14 protein-coding genes and 1 pseudogene are annotated in these 13,274 nt (G+C 71.5%); 9 read left to right on the top strand and 6 right to left on the bottom strand.

What is annotated here, in order from left to right:
- Positions 1-271: 271 nt before the first annotated feature.
- Both IE277_RS25770 and IE277_RS25765 read right to left on the bottom strand, forming a co-directional pair.
- Positions 272-1,666: a sensor histidine kinase gene (locus IE277_RS25770; RefSeq protein WP_189956065.1), complete on the bottom strand. Its 1,395-nt coding sequence runs from the start codon at positions 1,664-1,666 to the stop codon at positions 272-274.
- The gene (locus IE277_RS25765) at positions 1,663-2,334 is read right to left on the bottom strand and encodes a response regulator transcription factor (RefSeq protein ID WP_189956064.1); all 672 of its coding nucleotides are present in this window, start codon (positions 2,332-2,334) and stop codon (positions 1,663-1,665) included. The genes IE277_RS25770 and IE277_RS25765 overlap by 4 nt, the downstream gene beginning before the upstream one ends.
- A gap of 152 nt (positions 2,335-2,486) precedes the next feature.
- Here IE277_RS25765 and IE277_RS25760 point away from each other — a divergent pair, with 152 nt between their 5' ends.
- The 5 genes from IE277_RS25760 (at position 2,487) to IE277_RS47435 (ending at position 5,863) form a co-directional block, all read left to right on the top strand.
- Entirely contained in the window at positions 2,487-3,137 is a 651-nt protein-coding gene (locus IE277_RS25760; RefSeq protein ID WP_229881956.1) for a DUF4956 domain-containing protein, read from the top strand.
- Positions 3,134-3,952, top strand: coding sequence for a polyphosphate polymerase domain-containing protein (locus tag IE277_RS25755; RefSeq protein WP_189956063.1), 819 nt, complete (start codon positions 3,134-3,136; stop codon positions 3,950-3,952). The genes IE277_RS25760 and IE277_RS25755 overlap by 4 nt, the downstream gene beginning before the upstream one ends.
- The gene (locus IE277_RS25750) at positions 3,949-4,800 is read left to right on the top strand and encodes a phosphatase PAP2 family protein (protein ID WP_189956062.1); all 852 of its coding nucleotides are present in this window, start codon (positions 3,949-3,951) and stop codon (positions 4,798-4,800) included. Before IE277_RS25755 ends, IE277_RS25750 begins: the two co-directional genes overlap by 4 nt.
- A gap of 290 nt (positions 4,801-5,090) precedes the next feature.
- Positions 5,091-5,291, top strand: a complete 201-nt coding sequence (locus IE277_RS47440) for a hypothetical protein (RefSeq protein ID WP_229881955.1) — start codon at positions 5,091-5,093, stop codon at positions 5,289-5,291.
- A gap of 32 nt (positions 5,292-5,323) precedes the next feature.
- Positions 5,324-5,863, top strand: a complete 540-nt coding sequence (locus IE277_RS47435; RefSeq protein ID WP_229881959.1) for a helix-turn-helix domain-containing protein — start codon at positions 5,324-5,326, stop codon at positions 5,861-5,863.
- Here IE277_RS47435 and IE277_RS25740 read toward each other — a convergent pair.
- Together IE277_RS25740 and IE277_RS50100 are read right to left on the bottom strand one after the other, a co-directional pair.
- Positions 5,853-6,047, bottom strand: coding sequence for a hypothetical protein (locus IE277_RS25740; RefSeq protein ID WP_189956084.1), 195 nt, complete (start codon positions 6,045-6,047; stop codon positions 5,853-5,855). The two genes, IE277_RS47435 and IE277_RS25740, sit on opposite strands and share 11 nt — an antisense overlap.
- Positions 5,972-6,224: pseudogene (locus IE277_RS50100) on the bottom strand (hypothetical protein); the annotation flags it as partial. The gene IE277_RS25740 and the pseudogene IE277_RS50100, both read right to left, overlap by 76 nt.
- 351 nt (positions 6,225-6,575) lie before the next feature.
- On the opposite strand from IE277_RS50100, the gene IE277_RS25730 reads away from it, so the two are divergent.
- The 4 genes from IE277_RS25730 (at position 6,576) to IE277_RS25715 (ending at position 11,823) form a co-directional block, all read left to right on the top strand.
- On the top strand, positions 6,576-8,063 hold the full coding sequence (locus tag IE277_RS25730; protein WP_189956061.1) for a conjugal transfer protein: 1,488 nt from the start codon (positions 6,576-6,578) through the stop codon (positions 8,061-8,063).
- A 146-nt stretch (positions 8,064-8,209) separates the two neighbouring features.
- A complete protein-coding gene (locus IE277_RS25725) occupies positions 8,210-8,503 on the top strand; it encodes a TcpD family membrane protein (protein WP_189956060.1) in 294 nt (97 codons plus the stop codon).
- Positions 8,504-8,577: 74 nt separating this feature from the next.
- Complete coding sequence (locus IE277_RS25720) at positions 8,578-9,126, top strand: hypothetical protein (RefSeq protein WP_189956059.1); 549 nt, start codon at positions 8,578-8,580, stop codon at positions 9,124-9,126.
- 3 nt (positions 9,127-9,129) lie between these two features.
- On the top strand, positions 9,130-11,823 hold the full coding sequence (locus IE277_RS25715) for an ATP-binding protein (RefSeq protein ID WP_189956058.1): 2,694 nt from the start codon (positions 9,130-9,132) through the stop codon (positions 11,821-11,823).
- A 46-nt stretch (positions 11,824-11,869) separates the two neighbouring features.
- On the opposite strand, the gene IE277_RS25710 is transcribed toward IE277_RS25715, so the two are convergent.
- Both IE277_RS25710 and IE277_RS25705 read right to left on the bottom strand, forming a co-directional pair.
- Positions 11,870-12,454: a hypothetical protein gene (locus IE277_RS25710; protein WP_189956057.1), complete on the bottom strand. Its 585-nt coding sequence runs from the start codon at positions 12,452-12,454 to the stop codon at positions 11,870-11,872.
- A gap of 42 nt (positions 12,455-12,496) precedes the next feature.
- The gene (locus tag IE277_RS25705) at positions 12,497-13,165 is read right to left on the bottom strand and encodes a hypothetical protein (protein ID WP_189956056.1); all 669 of its coding nucleotides are present in this window, start codon (positions 13,163-13,165) and stop codon (positions 12,497-12,499) included.
- Positions 13,166-13,274 lie beyond the last annotated feature (109 nt).

The raw sequence follows: 13,274 nt of genomic DNA, 5'->3' as shown, positions 1-13,274 counted from the left end.
GGTCGGCCGCCCGCCCGTGGTCGCCGTACGCGACGGCCTCGCCCGCCTGCTGGTCCGCCGCGAGTCCCTGGAGGACATCCGCAGCCGCGACGTGGGCCTCTGACTCCGGGTGGCCTTTGGGCCGTAGCCCCTTGAGACCCCCGGGCGGGTCGGCCCATCCTTCCCTCGCCGACCGACCCGCCCGGGTCACACCCGCGGGCGCACGAGCGCCGCAGACCGCAGAGCGCACCCCGCTGACCGGGTCCGGCCGCCCGCGACGCAGCGCGGGTGGTCAAACGGGCAGATCGACAGTGACCGTAGCCCCGCCCCCCGCGTTCTCCGCACGCGCGCTGCCTCCATGAGCCGTAGCCACCGCCTGCACGAACGCGAGCCCCAAGCCGGACCCCTCGCTCGTGCGGCTGGCCTCCGCCCGGGCGAAACGGTCGAACGCCCGGGGAAGGAACCCGGGCGGAAAACCCGGCCCCTCGTCCGCGACGCTCAGCCGCAGCCTGCCCTCCTCGACCGTGGCCGTCAGACGGACGGCCCCGCGCCCGTGGCGCAGCGCGTTGCCGACGAGGTTGCCGATGGCGGGGACCAGCCAGCGGGTGTCGACGTCGACGGTGGCGTCCGCCGCGTCGGCGGTCAGGGCGCGCCCGGACCGTTCGGCGCCGGGCAGATGCGGGGCCACGGCGGTCTTCACCAGGTCGGCCAGTCGTACGGGTGCCCGGGTCAGATGGTCGGTGCTGCCGAGTTCCTCCAGGTCCAGCAGGGCGTTGGAGAGGTCGATGAGGCGCTGCACCTCGGCGTCCACCGAGCGCAGCGTCTGGTTGAGCTCCTCGGCCGGGCGGGGGCGGTGCAGTGCGACGTCGACCTCGGCCCGCAGCAGGGCGAGCGGGGTGCGCAGCTCGTGGCTGGCGTCGGCGACGAACCGGCGCTCGCGGGCGGCGGCCGCCGCGAGGCGGTCCAGCATGCGGTTGAGGGTGTGGCCGAGGCGGGTGATCTCGTCGTCGCGGTCGGCGGGCACATCGAGGCGCAGGTGCTGCGCGCCGTCGGCGAGCGTCGCCGCCGCCGTGCGGTAGCGCTCGACGGGACGCAGCGCGGCGCGGGCCGTGCGGTAGCCGACGTACGAGGCGGCGATCAGGGCCAGTCCGGAGGCCAGGGCGAGCTGGGCGAGGAGTTCGCGCAGCGCCTCGTCGCGGTGCCCGCGCCGGACGGCGGCGACGACGACGCGGGTCGTCTTGCCGGTCGTGACGCGTTCGGCCTGCAGACGCAGCGTGTCCGGGGTGATCGGCAGCAGGGAGCCGACGTCGCGGCGCACCAGGCGCCCTCGGACGGCCGCGTCGAGTTCGGCGGGGGTGAGCAGGGGCCGGTGGCCGACGGCGGCGCTGGCGGCGAGGTCCCGGCCGTGGGGGTCGAGGATCTGGTAGAGGCTGCCGCTGGGGCCCGGCGGCAGCGCGGTGCCGGTGTGCAGGGAGCGTTCGAGGCTGTGCCGGTAGGCGGCGAGGTCGTCGTGGAGCTGCTGGTCGAGGGCGGTCTGGACGCGCCAGTAGACCAGCCAGGCCGTGCCGGTCAGCACGAGGGACATGGTGACGGCGACAGCCAGCACGAGCCGCGTGACGACGGGCAGCCGCCCGAACCAGGCCCGGGGCCCGCCGGCCAGGGGCATGGGCCCGCCCGGCAGGGTCACGGGGTGGTCTCCAGCCGGTAGCCGCGTCCGCGCAGGGTCGTGATCGTCGTACGGTCGAAGGCGCGGTCGACCTTCGCGCGCACCTTGGAGACGTGCACGTCTATGGCGTTGCTGCGCAGGTCGGTCTCGCCGTCCCAGACCTCGTCGAGCAGCTGCAGCCGGGTCACCACCCGGCCCGCGTGCTCCATCAGCACCCGCAGGACCGCGAACTCCCGCCGGGACAGGCCGAGTTCGGTGTCCGCCCGCCAGGCGCGCTGCTGCGCGGGGTCGAGGACGAGGTCGCCGACCTCGAGGCGGCCGGAGCAGTCGGGGCGGCGCCGGGATATCGCCCGCAGCCGGGCCAGCAGTTCCTCCAGCGCGAACGGCTTGACCACGTAGTCGTCGGCGCCGGCGTCCAGCCCCGCGACCCGTTCGCTGATCGCGCCGCGCGCGGTGAGCAGGATCACGGGCACGTCGATGCCCTCACCGCGCAGCGTGCGGCACACCTCGACGCCGTCCGTGCCGGGCAGCATCACGTCCAGGACGATCCCGTCCAGGCGGGGGTCCCGGGCGGCGGCCAGGCCGGAGGGACCGTCGTAGCGGCCCTCGGCGGTGTGTCCGGACTCGGTGAGGTAGCGGACGACGAGGTCGGTGAGGCGGATCTCGTCGTCGACGACCAGGTAGTGCATGGCGGCAGGCTAACCGCCCGCCGTGCCGGCCCCGGGCGCCGGCCAAGGCTTCATGGTCTCTTCATGTGACATCCCTACCGTCCTTCACGTCGCGGCGCACCGCGGGCCGCGACCGGTCCGCCGTCCCCTGTGCCGGGACGGAAGGGACAGCCATGGACGCACTGGTGCTCGCCGCCAAGGGCATCACCCACCACATCGCCCCCACCGACCTCAGCACACGCGGCGGCCTCGACGTCGTCGCCCTGCTGGTCCTCGTCGGCTGGCTCTACCGGCGCCGGCCCAGCGCACCGGCGATGCCGCTGGTCCTGGTCACGCTGAACGTCGGTCTGTTCGCGGCGATGAACGCGATCAGCGCGGGCAAGTTCCCCGCCGGGGTCGGCTTCGGGCTGTTCGGCATCCTCTCCCTGGTCCGGCTGCGCAGCGCGGCCTTCACCCTGCGTGATGTCGCCTACACCTTCGTGACACTGGTCATCGCGCTGTGCACGGGCCTTCCGCAGCGCGACGGCTGGCTCGTCATCACGGTGGACACGGTGGTGCTGGTGGCGGTCCTGCTGGTGGACGACCCCCGCACCGACCAGCCGCCGACCCGCACGGTGCGGCTGACCATGGACCGCGTCTACGACGACCCCTCCCTGATCGCCCAGGACGTCGCCTTCCGCTTCGGCCGGGCGCCGCTGTCGGTCGAGGTCGACGAGGTCGACTACGTCCGCGAGACCACCCGGGTGTCCGCCCGCTACCCCGCGGTGCCGGGCGAGCCGGCCGCCCAGGACATGGAGCCGCGCGAGCAGGTGACCGCCGCATGACGGCCGCCGCTTCCCTCGCGGCCGGTCTCGGTCTGTCCGCGCTGCGCGGGGCCACGCTCGCCGAGGTCGACGCGGCGGCCGCGCTGCAGCACCGCACCGACCGCAAGTACCTGGTCCCGCTCGACCGCGCCCGGCTCCTCGTGGACCGGCTCGCCGACAGCCACCACGTCCTCGACCTGGCCGGCCGCCGTACGACGAGCTATCTCAGCACCTACTTCGACACCGAGCGGCTCGGCGCCTGGCGGGCCCATGTGCAGCGGCGCCGCCGGCGATGGAAGGTCCGCACCCGGCTGTACGCGGAGGACGGGCTGTGCCGGGTGGAGGTGAAGACGAAGGACGGCCGCGACGCCACCGTCAAACACGCCCTCAGGGCCCCTGCCGAGGGCTACGGCCGGCTGGACGCGTCCGCCGCCGAGTTCGTCGACGAGGTGCTGCGCCGGGCCGGTATCCCCGTCACCGCCGCGGCACTGTCCCCCGCCGCGGAGATCCGCTATGTCCGCGCGGCCCTCGCCGACCTGGACCACGGCACACGCGTCACCCTCGACGGCGGCCTCACCTGCCGTCACGGGGACCGCGGGGCCGGCCTCGACCCGGGGCACGTCCTGGTGGAGACCAAGGGCGGCGTCCGGCCCGCCCCGGCCGACCGCCTGCTGCTGCGCCTGGGCGCCCGGCCCGTCTCCCTCAGCAAGTACGTCATCGGCCGGTCCCTGCTCACCCCCGGCCTGCCCGACAACGACGTACGCCGGCTCGCCCGCGCCCACTTCAGCACCGGGGGCAGCCCCGCACCGCTCTTCGAAAGGACCCCCGCCGCATGAACGTCCTGCGCGGCATCCGATGGCCGTACGCCGTGATCGCACTGATCGCCGTGGTCGCCGCCTCCATGGGTCTGCTGCGGCCGCAGCTGGCCGCCGCCGGCGTCCCCGGCTTCACCCTCTCGGCGACCGACCGCATCAAGCAGAGCCCGCCGCCGGCTCTCTTCGGCGACGCCGAGATCACCCCGGTCGGCAGGCTGGCCGACGCCCAGCGGACGAAGGCCGACGCGCTCTTCGCCCAGTGGAAGAAGGCGCACGGCACCGCCCGCGACGACAAGGCGTTCACCGCCTGGGCGGCCCGGCAGATCCCCGCCCCGCCCGCGGCCGCTCAGCGCACCGCCGAACTCCGCCAGGTCCAGGCCCTCGCCAAGACCCGTACGGCCGCCGGCGAGAAGGCGGCGGCCTGGCTGGAGCTCAACGGCAAGAAGGACATCTGGAAGCTCTACCTCCACGACCGCGGCGAACTCGCCCCCGCCGCGAAGGACACCGCGGAGAAGGCCGGCCTCAAGGCGGCCCTGAAGCTGGCCAAGACGATCAGCGACCAGCTGGCCGCCAAGGACCGGCAGCCGGCCCCGTACGTCCTGGACCCGAGCCTGCGCCCGGACAAGCACATCAAGCCCGGCGCCAAGGGCCCCTACTCCTACCCCTCCCGGCACGCGGCCCGCTCGGCCGCCGCCGTCACCCTCCTCAGCGCCCTCTCCCCGCACCGCGCCGAGGAGTACCGGTGGATGCAGGACGAGGTCCTCTACTCCCGCCTCTACATGGCCGGCCACGTCACCGACGACCTGACCGCCGGTACCCTGCTGGGCGACCTGATCGGGGACTACGAACGCACGGTCGCCGGACACTGATCCCTGCCGCCGGCGAGGTGATCCATGGCGCACGAGCTGTCCGCCGCGGCGGCGGCGCTCGCCGCCCGGTGCGAGCCCCGGGTGAACGAGCTGGCCCGGCGCATGGCGCGGGACGTCTTGGAGCAGCTGCGCGGCTACGCCGAACTGCCCGCCGGCGTCAAGGACATGGAGATCGCCGCGACGGCCCGGCACGGCATGCGGTTGTTCCTGCGCGGGGCGGGCGGGAGCCGGCCGCGGCGGGACGAGCAGGAGTACTTCCGGGACGCGCCGCCCAGCGCGCCGAGGAAGGCATGCCGCTGCGCCTTCTGCTGCGCACGTACACCCTGGGCGCGAAGGAGCTGTTCCGCGCGCTGCGCGAGACCGCCCGTCCCGAGGAGCGGGACGCCCTGACCGAGCGGTATCTGGACGAGCAGGCGGTCTTGGCCGCCGAACGGTACGAACAGCGGCGTTCCCGCGCCCGAGCCCTGCTGGACGGCCGGCCGGCCGCCTAGGGGCCCGGGTCGGACGGGTCCGCGCCGGCGCTGTGGCTGCGCTTCGACAACCCGCCGGTCGGCGACGGGAGTTCACCGGTGGCCGTACGGCGGCTGGTGCGGCGCGTGCAGAGCGCGCCGGACCGGGCCTTCGACGCGGACGTCCCCGCCCTGCTCGACGCCGCCGGCGGCCACGCCGTCGTACCTGGAGCTACCGAACTGCCAAGCCGCACCATGGAGTTACTCCGCGAGCCGACGGGGCCGGCGGTGCGGCCGGCCGGACCGCACCGGCTCGACGACGTCCTGCTGGAGTACCACCTGTCCCGACCGAGCGCGGGCAGCGAGCGGATCGCCGCTCTGCTCGACCCGCTGGCCGCCGGCCCGAACTCGTCGAGACCCTGCGCACCCATCTGCAGCAGCGTCAGGACCGCCGCGCCACGGCCCGCCGTCTCGGTCTGCACCCCAACTCCGTCGACCACCGGCTCGCCCGCGTCCAGGAGCTGACCGGCCTGGACCTCGCCGACCCCCGCAGCACCGCCCTGGCGCTCGCGGCCCTGCTGCTGCGGGAGACGGACGCCGGGGTCACGGAGTGACGATCGCGAAGTCCGGACCCGGCGCCTCCAGCAGCGAACCGAACGTGACCAGGACCCCCGCGTCGCCGTCGACGGCCCCGCGCACGCCGCCGAAGTGATCGATGTGGTCGTCACCTCGTACAGCCCCTGGCGGGCCACGAGCCGGCTCTGCCGCCACAGCGACGGATGCGCGGTCGGCGGACATTCCGCCTCCAGGAAGCCGTACGCGTCCGCGTCCCACACCACCCGGCCTCGCGCATCACGCACCACGCACCACACCGGGCTCCAGCCGCCCGACGAATCCCCGGTCCACGTCGGCGAAGTCCCGCCCGTCACCCCGGTCGAGCCCGCCGTCCGCGGGCTCCCGCTCACTGCCGCTCATGACCGGCGATCCTCACAGGCCCGGGCGCGCCCGCGCCTGATGATGCATCACAAGTGTCCGGTGACGCGTCACAACCGGCCCTGGCCCGCCTGCACCCCGCCTGTACCCCGCCTGAGCCAAGAAACCTGTCACACCCGCGTGTTCGCATCGTCCGGCTTCCGCGTCCGTATCGTCTGGCTTCGCGGGGCCCGGAGCCCTAGCATCACTGTCTATACACTCAGTGAAGCGGTCGGACGACTATAGTAGGTGTGTCTATACAGCCCCATGGTGGGGGCCTCTGTCACGGGCTGTGCCTGACGGAGGGTTCGTGCCGCCGGCCGTTCCGGACGGGGTACAGCGGAAGGGGGAGCCGTGGGAGTGCCGCCTCAGGGCGATGGAGCTGCCGGTCAGCGGCTCGACGGTCAGGCGCAGGGCCCGCAGCGCGTGCCGGCGCTGACCGAGGACATGCTGATCCGCAAGGGCGGGACGGGGCGTTCGGGCGGCCTGTTCCGCCGTAAGAAGCCCGCCGATCCGCCGGTCCCGCCCGGCTCGGGGCCGGGCGGCGGCAACCCCGGGGCGGGTCGGGACCCCGGTCCCCTCGGCCGCCCGAGCCACCAGGCGGCCTTCACGGAACCGGCCGCCCAGGAGCGGCGGGGCGACGACGGGCCGCCCGTCGAGCACGTGACGTCGAAGGGCGGCAAAGGCAAGAAGGGGCAGCAGTCCGACGGCCAGAGCGGCAACGGCTGGTTCTACAACCCCTTCGCCAAGCAGAAGCCGGACTCCTCGTCCGCCGACCGGGCGAACGTCTCCTCCGCCCAGATGTGGGCGGGGCCGCGCCGCGGCATTCTCGTCCGGCGCATCCTGGGTATCTTCGCGCTCCTTCTGCTGCTGTTCCTGTTCGTCAAGATCAGCGGCAAGGCGAGCAAGTCCCAGGTCGACTCCGCCGTCGACGCGCGCATCAAGGCATCGGCGCAGAACTTCCCGCGCGGCGCCGCCGTCATGTGGGCCGCGCCGCTGGTCAAGATGTTCGCCAACTACGACGCCGCGCACGCCGACGAACGCTCGCGCGCGCTCCAGCCGTATGCGATCAACGGCCTCGACCAGCAGCTCGGTTGGAACGGCCAGGGCAAGCAGACGGTCATCGACATGGTGATGAGCGACGACGTCCAGGTGACGAACGCCAGCAGTGGCGTCGTCCGTGGCACGGTGCAGGTGCAGGACGGTTCCTGGCGGTGTGTCGCGGTGCCGGTGTACATGGTGAACCGCGGCGGGTCGACCGCCTTCGGTCTTACCGCCACACCGGTCTATGTGCCGTGCGCCGGACTGACCTCGCCGCCGAAGAACACTGCGTCGGCCGGCAAGACCAATGACTCCGCTCTCGCGTCGACCCTCCAGTCCGAGCTGCTGCCCCCGTTCCTGGCCGCATGGGTGCAGAGCGACGCGGTGAACCTCAAGCGCTATGTGCTGCCCGGCACGGTCTCCTTCGGCCTGGGCGGCGGCTACACCGGCGCTGGCGACGGGGGACGTCCGTCGGTCGACAGCGTGTATGTGCCGGTGGCCGGCAAGGGGGAGGACCCGGACCGCCGACTGGTCACGTTCACCACGACGTTGGTGAGCACCGACGGCAAGGCGAGCCAGACCTCGACGTACCAGGTCGCCATCGCCAAGAACAGCGGTCAGTGGTACTTCGCGTCCGACCCCACCCCCGCGGTGGGCTCCGTCGGCGGTGACGCGCTGCCGGACGTCCAGCCGTCACAGGGCACGGGCGGAATGTATTCACAGAGTCCCGCTCCTTATCCCAGTGCAACAAGTTCAACAGGCGTGCAACAGCCGACGCCTTCGGGATCCACAGGTCAGTGATGAGCGTCTATACATATGTCTGAGCGCGGAACAGGCTGCCCCACGGGGGGAAATACGGCTGCCGCGTTCCACCTTGTGTCTATACGATCGAATCGCGCGAGTACGTAGCTCCATGCGCGCCCTGCAGAAGAGGAACAGGAATCCAGATGCTCAGCCACGCGCTCATGACCCACGCGGCCGACATGCACGTCTACCTCGCGGACGCCACCGACATCACCAACAAGACCAGCACCATCGGCAAGGCCATCCTGGCCGCGACCGTGGTGTTCGCCGTCGTCGCGGCCTTCTTCACCCAGGCCCAGCGCAAGTGGATGGTCGTGGCCACCATCCTGCTGATAGGCAGCTTCACCTTCATGATCGTGGACGACCCCACGACGCTGCTCCAGAGCGGCGGCAACTTCATCAAGGACAACATCTGGACGCCGATCATCGATTCCTGACCGGCCTGCCGGGCGGTCCACGGGACCGCCCGGCGCCGGTCGTGTGTCGTGGCCGCTGGGAGGGGTGAGGTGCGGTGAGCGAAGAAACGGTGACCCTGCGGGACTACACCGAGGCGTTCAAGGTCAAGAAGGCGCTGCGCAAGGTCGGCAAGGCGAACATCCCCTTGAAGGAAGGGCTGTTCGTCGACGACATCAAGATCTTCGCCCTCACCCTGTTCGCGTGGGTCCTGGCCTACAACATGATCCTCGCTCCGCCGATCAAGCTCCTGGCCCACCTGTTCGGCATGAGCGCCCCGAAGGGCGTCCCCTATCTGTTCGTGCTCTTCGTGCCCCCGCTCGTCGCGGTGGTGGCCTCCCGCCGTCCGATCCGCCACAACCTCGGCATCTTCGGACTGGTGCGGGCCGCCGTGCGGGACATGATGGACGATCCCGTGCATCGCAGGGGAGTCCCGGTCCGCAAGGGGCACGGCCCGCGGACGTACCGCATCGTGCTGTGGCGGGCACGGCCCGAGCTGCTGCCCGGCCTCGCTCCCCGCACTCGGCTGCCCAACGGATGGCACACGGTCCGGCCTTCGGTCAAGGACCTCGCGGACCGTCAGTCGGCAAGTACCCGGAAGGCCTGACAGATGAAGAACGCCGTCTCCCGCCTCCTGCCGGACGGCTACCAGGCGCCGTCCCGCATCGGCTACCGGTACCTGGACGACTCGGTCCTGCTCGACGCCGACGGCGCGTACACCCTGGTGAGCGTGCCCACGCGCAGCTGGGAGCTGATGAGCCCGCTCGACAAGCGGGCGGGCCTCGCCCAGGTGTACGCAGGCCTGTCCGGGCTGCCCCGGGGGATCGCCCACCAGACGCGGCTGATCACCACCGAGTTCCCGTTCAACGCCGACCTGTGGGCGAAGCGGCTCGACGAGCGCACCCAGCGCCAGGGCATCCCGGCTCCCGGCTGGGCCGGGATGCTCGCCGACACCCGTGAGCGCATCAATGACGCCGCCTGGCCGATGAAGCGCGTCTACCTCATCGTCCGGCTCGGCGACCGGGCGTCGTACAACGGCGCCTGGGGGCGCATGCAGCGGGCCTGGGAGCAGATGCGCAGACCGCTCGACATCGACGACGAGATGCCGCCCCTCGACGAGATCGAGGTGTGGCACGACCAGGCCGGGGACATCCGCAACACACTGGCCGGCTCGCCGCTGCGCTGTCAGGCGGTCGGCCGGGAGGAGGCGGAGATGCTGCTCCTCCATCTCACGCACCCCGGTCTGCCGGCCCCCGACCCGTCCGCGATCGCCCCGCAGCGTTACGGCCCCGGCGAACTCCAGGCCCTGTGCGGCGGCGAGGTGACCCGGGAGCCCCTCGGCCGGATCGGCAAGTACGACTACAAGTGCCTGCGGCACGAGACCGCCACCGGCACGTCGTACCAGATCTGGTTCGCCTTCTCGCTGGGCCCGGAGGAGATCAACTTCCCCGGCACGATGTGGCTGCACCGCACCGACGCGCTGCCCTTCCCGGTCGTCCAGTCGGTGGGCTTCGAGATCCAGGAGCTGAGCGACACCCGCAAGGACGCGGACAAGGCGCTGCGCAACGTCGAGGAGCAATTCTTCAACGACAAGGAAGCGGGCGTCTCCACCGACCTGACGTACCACCAGAAGAAGGAACTGGTCACCCAGATGAAATATCTGGTCGACCACCACCGCACGCCCTTCGTCCGGATGCGCGCCCTGTTCGGCATCGCCGACACCGACAAGGAGCAACTGCGCGAGCACGCCCGTGACTTCGTGCGCGCGATGCGCGAGACGGGGTACACGGTCGACGGACCGCCCTCGCACCAGAAGTTCTTCTTCTACGAGTCCCTGCCGGGCGGCCGCCCCCTCGACACGGACTACATCCGCCGGGTGCCGCTGGACTACGTCGCCTCCGGCATGCCGCACATCTCCCCGTCGGTGGGCGACGGGGAAGGCCTCTACCAGGGCTACACGATCGGCGCCGGCGGCCAGGCGGCCGAGCCGGTCTTCGTGGACCACATGCTCTACGCGACCCAGTCACAGCTCGCGCCCACGGAGGGCGTGCCGGGCGACCCCGGCGGCGGCAAGACGGTCAGCCGCGGTCTCAAGCCGGTCTGGGAGGACGCCCTGAGAGGCATCACCCAGGTGGTCTGGGACCCCAAGGGCGACTATCTGGTGCTGAAGAAGTACGCCACCGACCTCGGGCTCAACCCGGACAAGATCATCTGTGTCAACGTCTATGACGCCGACGCGGGCATGCTGGACCCGGCGGCCCAGGCGGAGACCCCGGAGGACGCCGCCCAGCTGATGCGCGAGACGCTGCTGCGCCTCGTCCCCGACCTGCTGGCGGGGCAGAGCGGCAGCGACTTCGGCGACGTGGTCCGGCAGGCCGTCGGCGCCGCCATCAACGAGGGCAACGGCTCCACCTACCTGATGCGCGTGGTGGAGATCCTGGAGGGCTGGGAGAAACTGCCGCCGTCCCCCACGAACATCAACCAGGAACGCTGCCGGCAGTTCTCCGGTCCCCCGGCACGCCGGTTCCGCGAGGTGTCCCGCACCAGGCTCGGCCAGCTGATCTTCGGCCGGGCGCCGAAGCCCTTCCGGATCCCCGTGGGCTACACCGTGATCTTCTGCACCCTGGGCCTGCAGATGCCGGATCCGGGCAAGCCGCCGGAGATGATGTCCGAGCGCGAGCTGCTCTCCGACGTGATCTCGGGTCTGATGGCGGACAACACCTGGAACATCATGGCCACCCTCGACCCGGCCATCCCCAAGGCGATCACCTGGGACGAGTGGCACACCAGCAAGGACAACCCGCGGGCCCGGACCCTGGTGGACCGCATCAAGCGTCTGGGCCGGTCCCGCAACACCTTCCTGCGGCTCATCTCCCAGTCCGCCGGGGACTTCGACTCCAGCTTCGTCACCGGCGTGTGGGCCTTCGGTACGGCGTCGAAGGAAGAGGCGGTCAAGACCTGCGAGTTCCTGGGCGCAGAGGTCAACGACGCCAACGTGGGCGCCCTGCTGTCCCTGAGCGGCTCGGGCAAGGGTGTGTGCGTCTTCAAGGACCGCACCGGCAAACTGGCCCGGATGAAGGTCGAGTTCATCCACGACTTCGTACTCGACATCTTCGACACCAACCCGGACAAGGACCCCGAGAAGATGGCCCGCATCATCGCCGAGATCTTCGGCGAGGAGGCGGCGGGCGCCCGCCGGGAGATCGAGGCCAAGAAGGACCTCGCGGGTCCGGTCGAGAGCGCGGGAGCGGGGGGCGAGGAGGATGACGATCCGGTGCCGCCGGAGGCGCTGCTCGGGGCGTGAGCCCGCTCCCGCCGCTCCCGCCGTGGCGGGCGGGAGCGGAGCGGGGCTACGAGGAGGGCTTTACGTCGTAGGCGAGTTCCGTGATGTGGCCCTTGGCGGCAGAAGTGCCGGGGCCGCCGATCGCAGTGCCGGTGAGCCAGTTGCCCCGGGTGGTCTTCACCTTGAAGGTGAACATGTAGCTGTTGTCGCCGGTGACGGTCTCCCCTTTGGGGTCGACGACCGTCAGCGTGCCGGGGATGACGGTGTTGTCCCGAGTGAGGGCGTTGAAGAAGGCCTTCTTCTCCGTGGGCTTCATCGTCCCTGGGTACACCACGGCCGTTCCTCCGTAATTGCGCTTCTCCCAGCCGGGATCTCCGGTTCTGCGCGGTGTGTACGTGAAGTCACGGGTGTCGTAGGTGGGATCGTCCGACAGCCAGTTTCGGTACTTCCCGTCCCCGGGATTGTGCAGCGCACTCAGGAGGTTGACGACCTGGAGCCGCCAGGGCGCCTTCTGATACGGGTCCGTCTGGGTGGGAGACGCGGACGGGCTGTGCTTGCCGTCGGATCCGTCACCTCCGTTGCCGCAGCCGGCGAGCGCGAAGGCCGCGGCGACCACGCATACGGCCACCTTGGTCCGCCTTGCTTCCTGCACGTTGTCTCCGTTCCGTGTCGGGGGAGTGTTGACCGGGGTGTCTCAGCCCGGCGATGCGGTCGTATCCTTCGGATAGACCAGCCGAATGATCACCGAGGCCCCGGACGTCGTCGTGTATCCCTCGGCCTCGCCCCGCAGGCGGGCCCGGCTGCCGCGTACCGAGACCTCGAAGCTGATCGTCCAGCTACTGGAGTCGCCTGTGGAGGCGGTGATGCCGAGCGTGTCCGGTCGTACCGTGCCACGGCGGGAGACCGCGGCGAGCACCGCGCGGGCGTCGGCCGCCGGCAGGTCGTGATAGGACACCCGTCCCAGGCCGTCCGGCCGGTCCGTGCCGGGGTCGCCGGACGTCAGCGGGGTGTAGGTGAGGCCGTCCGTCTGGGCGGAGGCGCCCGGGAACCAGCGGGTGGTGTCCTTCGCCACCGCATCGCTCAGGAAGGCGACCAGCACCGCGCGCCGGACGCCGGCGGCCCCGGGCGAGGACGAGGCGCTGGGGGCCGGGGTGCTCCCGGCGCCGGTTGCGGAACCCGGGTCGGAGGGGGCGGCCGGCATGGTGCTCTTGGTCACGAGCAGGCCGCCCGCGATGAAGAGCGTCATCACGCCGAAGATCGCCACGATGAAGAGCACCACCGGCTTGCTGCCGCGCCGCAGGTTGTCGAGCGCGGCCTGGTGGATCGACGGGCCGCCGCCACGTCCACGGGGGTCGTGTCCCACTGTCAGACCTCCCACCACAGCATCGGCAGCATATGCCCGTGAAACCAATCCAGTTGTGTCCGACCCGCGTGCTAACGTCTCTAGCGTATATACACATCAACTAAAGTCC

The organism is Streptomyces alanosinicus (assembly GCF_014650595.1).
GTDB lineage: Bacteria > Actinomycetota > Actinomycetes > Streptomycetales > Streptomycetaceae > Streptomyces > Streptomyces alanosinicus.
Note: the sequence above shows the minus strand (reverse complement) of the source record. Positions and strands in the feature narration are given on the sequence as shown.

Bases quoted from the DNA above. Each gene is read 5' to 3' on its own strand.
- IE277_RS25765 (WP_189956064.1), bottom strand. From the start codon at position 2,334: ATGCACTACCTGGTCGTCGACGACGAGATCCGCCTCACCGACCTCGTC.
- IE277_RS25760 (WP_229881956.1), top strand. From the start codon at position 2,487: ATGGACGCACTGGTGCTCGCCGCCAAGGGCATCACCCACCACATCGCC.
- IE277_RS25755 (WP_189956063.1), top strand. From the start codon at position 3,134: ATGACGGCCGCCGCTTCCCTCGCGGCCGGTCTCGGTCTGTCCGCGCTG.
- IE277_RS25750 (WP_189956062.1), top strand. From the start codon at position 3,949: ATGAACGTCCTGCGCGGCATCCGATGGCCGTACGCCGTGATCGCACTG.
- IE277_RS47440 (WP_229881955.1), top strand. From the start codon at position 5,091: ATGCCGCTGCGCCTTCTGCTGCGCACGTACACCCTGGGCGCGAAGGAG.
- IE277_RS25740 (WP_189956084.1), bottom strand. From the start codon at position 6,047: ATGTCCGCCGACCGCGCATCCGTCGCTGTGGCGGCAGAGCCGGCTCGT.
- IE277_RS25725 (WP_189956060.1), top strand. From the start codon at position 8,210: ATGCTCAGCCACGCGCTCATGACCCACGCGGCCGACATGCACGTCTAC.
- IE277_RS25715 (WP_189956058.1), top strand. From the start codon at position 9,130: ATGAAGAACGCCGTCTCCCGCCTCCTGCCGGACGGCTACCAGGCGCCG.